This is a genomic window from Falsiroseomonas oryziterrae (assembly GCF_021864505.1).
GTDB classification, from domain to species: domain Bacteria; phylum Pseudomonadota; class Alphaproteobacteria; order Acetobacterales; family Acetobacteraceae; genus Falsiroseomonas; species Falsiroseomonas oryziterrae.
The window spans coordinates 1-5,572 of record NZ_JAKJIB010000283.1; the positions used below are offsets into that span (position 1 = coordinate 1).

Annotated in this window: 7 protein-coding genes; 2 read left to right on the plus strand and 5 right to left on the minus strand. The window is 72.7% G+C overall.

The genetic code is table 11. The features are described from left to right. A partial coding sequence (fmt, locus tag L2I40_RS18130) for a methionyl-tRNA formyltransferase (RefSeq protein WP_237216604.1) occupies positions 1-820 on the minus strand: 820 nt, incomplete at its 3' end. Positions 821-929: 109 nt separating this feature from the next. Next, positions 930-1,448: a peptide deformylase gene (gene def / locus L2I40_RS18135; protein ID WP_237216599.1), complete on the minus strand. Its 519-nt coding sequence runs from the start codon at positions 1,446-1,448 to the stop codon at positions 930-932. Positions 1,449-1,649: 201 nt separating this feature from the next. Here def and L2I40_RS18140 point away from each other — a divergent pair, with 201 nt between their 5' ends. Together L2I40_RS18140 and L2I40_RS18145 are read left to right on the plus strand one after the other, a co-directional pair. Next, on the plus strand, positions 1,650-2,132 hold the full coding sequence (locus tag L2I40_RS18140; protein ID WP_372491077.1) for an Hsp20 family protein: 483 nt from the start codon (positions 1,650-1,652) through the stop codon (positions 2,130-2,132). A gap of 67 nt (positions 2,133-2,199) precedes the next feature. Further along, positions 2,200-2,454: a DUF1150 family protein gene (locus tag L2I40_RS18145; protein WP_237216601.1), complete on the plus strand. Its 255-nt coding sequence runs from the start codon at positions 2,200-2,202 to the stop codon at positions 2,452-2,454. A 44-nt stretch (positions 2,455-2,498) separates the two neighbouring features. On the opposite strand, the gene hpf is transcribed toward L2I40_RS18145, so the two are convergent. The 3 genes from hpf to lptB all read right to left on the minus strand — a co-directional run bounded on the left by hpf (position 2,499) and on the right by lptB (position 5,513). Then, positions 2,499-3,104 (minus strand): ribosome hibernation-promoting factor, HPF/YfiA family, encoded by a 606-nt coding sequence (hpf, locus tag L2I40_RS18150; protein ID WP_237216602.1) that lies wholly within the window; start codon positions 3,102-3,104, stop codon positions 2,499-2,501. 79 nt (positions 3,105-3,183) lie between these two features. Continuing rightward, positions 3,184-4,692, minus strand: a complete 1,509-nt coding sequence (gene rpoN, locus L2I40_RS18155; protein WP_237216603.1) for an RNA polymerase factor sigma-54 — start codon at positions 4,690-4,692, stop codon at positions 3,184-3,186. 50 nt (positions 4,693-4,742) lie between these two features. Further along, positions 4,743-5,513, minus strand: a complete 771-nt coding sequence (gene lptB / locus L2I40_RS18160; RefSeq protein ID WP_237216605.1) for an LPS export ABC transporter ATP-binding protein — start codon at positions 5,511-5,513, stop codon at positions 4,743-4,745. Positions 5,514-5,572: the final 59 nt, after the last annotated feature.

A 5,572-nucleotide genomic window follows, 5' to 3' on the forward strand; every position in this document is an offset into this window, starting at 1 on the left:
GCGTCAGCCGCAGCGCGCCCTCGCCACAGGCGATGGTCGGCGCGCCGTCCAGCACCGTCCCGGGCGGGCCGCTGCCCTCGGCGGGCTCCGCCGCCAGCACCCGGACCGTCTCGCCGCCATGGGCGAAGAAGGTGCCCGGCCAGGGGTTCAGCGCGCGCACGCGGCGGTCGAGCGCGGCCGCGCTGTCGCGCCAGTCCAGCCGGCCATCCTCCTTCGCGATCTTCGGCGCATGGGTGACGCCGGCCTCCGGCTGCGGCTCCGCCGGCGGGTCCTCGGCGAGCGCGCGCAGGATCAGCCGCGCGCCGATCTCCGCCAGCGCGTCGTGGATCTCGGGCGTCGTGGCGCGCGGGCCGATCGGGATCGCCTCGCGCAGCAGCATCGGGCCGGTGTCGAGGCCTTCCTCCATGCGCATGATGGTGATGCCGGTCTCGTCGTCGCCCGCCAGGATCGCCGCCTGGATCGGCCCCGCGCCGCGCCAGCGCGGCAGCAGCGAGGCGTGGATGTTCAGGCAGCCGCGGCGCGGCGCGTCCAGCATGGCCTTCGGCAGGATCAGCCCATAGGCCGCGACCACCGCCACATCGAGGTCGAGCGCCGCGAAGGCCGCGTGTTCCGCCGCGTCGCGCTTCACCCGCGCCGGCGTGCGCACCGGCAGGCCGAGCTCGAGCGCCGCGCGGTGCACGGGGCAGGGGGTCTCCTTCTGGCCGCGCCCCGCCGGCCGCGGCGGCTGGGCATAGACGCAGGCGATCTCGTGCCCCGCCGCGTGCAGGGCACGCAGCGCCGGCACCGCGAAATCGGGGCTCCCCATGAAGGCGAGGCGCAGCTTGCGCATCAGGCGGCCGCCGCAGGCGGCCGAGGGCACGTATGTGCCCCGGGGCATGTGCCGCGAAGCCAAGCCGGCGGACGCCGGCGCCCGGCGCCTGAGGGCAGCACTATTCGCGCTCCTTCGCCTTCAGCTCCTTGGCCAGCTTGCGCAGCAGCATGTTGCGCTTGAGCGCCGAGAGGTGATCGACGAAGAGCCGGCCGTCCAGGTGGTCCAGCTCGTGCTGCAGGCAGGCCGAGAGCAGGCCGTCGGCCTCCAGCTCGCGCTTCGCGCCCGCGAGATCGGTCCAGCGCACCTTCACCCGCGCCGGCCGCGTCACGTCGGCGAACTGGCCGGGGAGCGAGAGGCAGCCTTCCTCCCGCGTCGCCAGTTCCTTGCTCTCCGCCACGATCTCCGGGTTCACCAGCACCATCGGGTCGGGCTTCTCGTCGGGGCGGATGTCGATCACGACGAGGCGCAGCAGCTCGCCCACCTGCGGCGCGGCGAGGCCGATGCCGGGCGCCTTGTACATCGTCGCCAACATCTGCTCGGCAAGCGCCGGGATGCGGGGGTCGCCCGCCGTGACGGGCTTCGCCTTGGCGCGCAGCCGCGGATCGGGAACGTAGAGGATCGGGAGGATGTCGGTCATCGGGCGCGGTCCGGGAAGGCGCGACAGGTAGCGGCCGCCCCCCGCTCGCGCAATCTCACCGGGGCGGGAGCCCCCTTGCAACCGACTGGCAAGCCGCCAAAATTCCTCTCCGCGGGGTGCCTCGGGCCCCGCATTCCGCCTCGCCCAGCGATCCCGGCCGGCACGACGCCGCGGGGCAAGGGGGGGCAACGGGAGCAGATGATGTCGCGTCCCTCGCTGTTCGGCTCGCCGCTCTTCCTCGGCTTCGACCATCTCGAGCAGATGCTCGACCGGGTGCAGAAGAACGCCGACGGGTACCCGCCCTACAACATCGAGCAGACCGGCGACACGCGGCTGCGCATCACGCTCGCCGTGGCCGGCTTCTCGATGGACGACCTGCAGATCACGCAGGAGGACAACCAGCTCGTCATCCGCGGCCGCCAGAAGGAGGACACGGAGGGCCGGATCTTCCTCCATCGCGGCATCGCCGCCCGGCAGTTCCAGCGCGCCTTCGTGCTGGCCGAGGGCATCGAGGTGGAGGGCGCCTGGCTCGACAACGGGCTGCTGCATGTCGACCTCCGCCGCCCGCTGCCGGAGGCGAAGGTGAAGACCATCAAGATCGCCGCCCGCGGCAACGGCGCGCAGCGCACCGTGGTCGGCGGCGTGGCCGAGCCGCTTCCGGACGGCCGCACGACCGAGGGATGATCGTTCCGGTATCCCTCGATTCGCCAGGGGCGCGGGCCTGCACGGGACGCGCCGGAAGGAGAGAGTGATGAACGAGCACGATGCCGGCGCCGATCAGGGCCGGGTGATCCTGAGCGCCGCGGCGCTCCGCAACCTGTCCGCGCAGGACTTCGCCCGCCTCGGCGTCGAGGACGTGGCCTATTTGCGCCCGGTGGTCATGAACGGCGCCCAGGCCTTCGCGATCCATGCCGCGGACGGCACGCCGATCGGCGCCGCGCCGAGCGCGGCGCTCGCCGCCGCCGCGATCCGCCAGCACGAGATGGAGCCCGCGCTGGTGCACTGAGCGGGGCGTGATCCCTCCCCCGCGAGCGGGGGAGGGCTGGCGCATCACCCCTTCGCCGGCTCGACCCAGCCGACATGGCCGTCAGGCCGGCGGTGCACGACGTTGAGCGCGCCGCTGGTCGCGCTGCGGAACACCAGCACCTGCGCCTGCAGCAGGTCGAGGCGCATTACCGCCTCGCCCACGCTCAGGGTCTCGATCGTCTCCTGCGTCTCCGCCACGACGGCCGGATGGTCGGCGCCGTTCGCGACGGCATGCTCCGCCGCGTCCGCCTCCTCGTCCTCGGGCCGGCGCAGCACGATCTGGCGCGCCGGTTCCGCGCGTGGCCTGTCGCGGCCCGAGGCGAGGCTGCGTGCATGGTCGTTGACGCGACGGCGGTAGCGCCGGAGTCGCTTCGCGACGTGCTCGGCCGCCTCCTCGAACGCACGGTGCGCGTCGGGCCCCTCGCCCTCGCCGCGCATGAAGAGGTCGCGGCCGGCCTTGAGGTTGATGTCGCAGACGAAGGCATGGCCCTTGGCGTCGCGGCGGAAGGTCACGTTCGCCTCGAGGGCATGGTCGAAGTACTTGCGCGTGATGGTGCCCAGTCCTTCCCGGACATGGGTCTGCAGCGCCTCGCCGGTCTCGACCTGCTTGCCCGCGACGGTGATGTGCATGAGCGTATCTATCCTTCCTCTTTGGGAGGAAGGCCGCCCGGAAGGCGGCGCGGAGCCGGGGGCGGCGCGGTGCCGCGGATCAGGCCGGGACGGCCTTCTCCCGCTTGCGCTGCACGGAAGATGGGATGCGCAGCGCTTCCCGGTATTTCGCCACCGTTCGCCGGGCGATGTCCACCCCTTCCTTCCGCAGCCGTTCCACGATGGCGTCGTCGGAGAGGATGTCGTCGGGATGCTCGGCGGCAATCATCTCGCGGATGCGGAAACGGATCGCCTCGGCGGAATGACTTTCGCCGCCGGATGTTGCGGCGATGGCGGTGGTGAAAAAGTATTTCAGCTCGAAGATCCCGCGCGGCGTGGCGATGTGCTTGTTCGCCGTGACCCGGCTGACGGTGCTTTCGTGCAGCGAGACCTCGTCGGCCACGTCGCGCAGGATCAGCGGGCGCAGATGCGCGACGCCGTGGCGGAAGAAGCCGTCCTGGCGGCGCACGATCTCGGCGGCGACCTTCAGGATCGTCGTCGCGCGCTGCTCGAGCGACTTCACGAGCCAGGTCGCGCTCTGCAGCCGTTCGGCGAGGAAGGCGCGGTCGTCCTTCGAGCGCGTGCCGACCACGGCGCGGGCATGGAAGCCGCGGTTGACCAGCACGCGCGGCAGCGTCTCCGGGTTCAGCTCCACCGCCCATTCGCCGTTGTCGAGCCGGCGCATCAGCACGTCGGGCACGACCACGGGCGGCGGAGCCGCGTCCCAGTTGGCGCCGGGCTTCGGATCGAGCCGCTTCAGCTCGGCGATCATGTCGGCGAGGTCCTCGGACTCGACGCCGCAGACGCGCATCAGCCCCCGCAGGTCGCGCCGCGCCAGCATCTCGAGGTTGTCGAGCAGCGCCTCCATGCAGGGATCGAGGCGGTTGCGCTCCGCGAGCTGCACGGCGAGGCAGTCGCGCAGGTTCTGCGCGAACATCCCCGTCGGGTCGAGGCGCTGCAGCCTGGCGCGCACGCCGGCCACCATCGCCTCCTCGCAGCCCATGGCGGCGGCGATCGCGGCATCGGCGACCGGCAGCCGCCCCGCGGGGTCGAGCATGGCGAGCATCTGCGCGGCGACGAGACGCTCGCGCGCATCGCGAAAGGTCAGGCGGATCTGCTCGCCGAGATGCTCGCGGAGCGAGGGCTTCGCATCCGCCATCTCGGCGATGCCGTCGAGGTCGTCGAAATCGGCGCGACCGCCGCCCCCGACGCCCGCACCGAGCCCGCCCGCGCCGAGACCGCCGGCACCGAGCGGCGCCTCGCCGTCATAGACGTTGTCCCACTCGGCATCGAGCGGCGCCGCGCCGTCGGCCGGCATCTCGCCCGAGGTCGCGGCGGCATGCGCATCGGCGAACTCCGCCGCCGGCGGATCGGGCGCGCGCTCATCCGCCGCGGTGCGCGGGTCGCCGCGCTCGTCGCGCTCGAGCAGCGGGTTGCGCTCCAGCTCCTCCTCGACGAAGGCGGTGACTTCCATGTTGGACGACTGCAGCAGCTTGATGGCCTGCCGCAGTTGCGGCGTCATCACCAGCGACTGCGACTGCCGCAGGTCGAGGCGCGGGCCTAGCGCCATGCCCCCCGGACTCCCGCGTCTGGCTGCCGCTTGCCCGTCATGCCCGCAGCCTAGAGGCTGAACCTCTCGCCGAGGTAAACCCGGCGGACGCCCTCATGCTCCACGATGTCGCGCGGGCTGCCCTCCATCAGCACCTGGCCGTCGTGCAGGATGTAGGCGCGGTCGATGATCTCCAGCGTCTCGCGCACATTGTGGTCGGTGATCAGCACGCCGATGCCGCGGTCCTTCAGGTGCTTCACCAGGTCGCGGATCTCGCCGACCGCGATCGGGTCGATGCCGGCCAGCGGCTCGTCGAGCAGGATGTAGGCGGGCTGGGTCGCCAGCGCGCGCGCGATCTCGCAGCGCCGCCGCTCGCCGCCCGAGAGCGCGAGCGCCGGCGCGCGGCGCAGATGCGCGATGCCGAACTCGGCGAGCAGCGCGTCCAGCATCTGCTCGCGCCGGTCGCGGATCGGCTCGATCACCTCGAGCGCCGCGCGGATGTTGTCCTCCACGCTGAGGCCCCGGAAGATCGAGGCCTCCTGCGGGAGGTAGCCGAGGCCGAGCCGCGCGCGGCGGTACATCGGCAGGAAGGTGACGTCGTGGCCGTCCATGGTGACGCTGCCCTCGTCGGGCTGCACCAGGCCGGTGATCATGTAGAAGGTCGTGGTCTTGCCGGCGCCGTTCGGCCCGAGCAGCCCGACCGCCTCGCCGCGGCGGAGGTTGATCGAGACGCCCCGCACCACCGGCCGCTTGCGGTAGCGCTTGCCGAGGCCGGTCGCGACGAGGCCGCTGTTCTGGACGGCGAGCCGCACCGGCGGCGCGCCCTGCGCGGCGCCCTGCATGGCACCCGGGACGGCGCCGGGCGGCGCTTCGGCGGGGCTCATCGCGGCTGCCCCTGCTG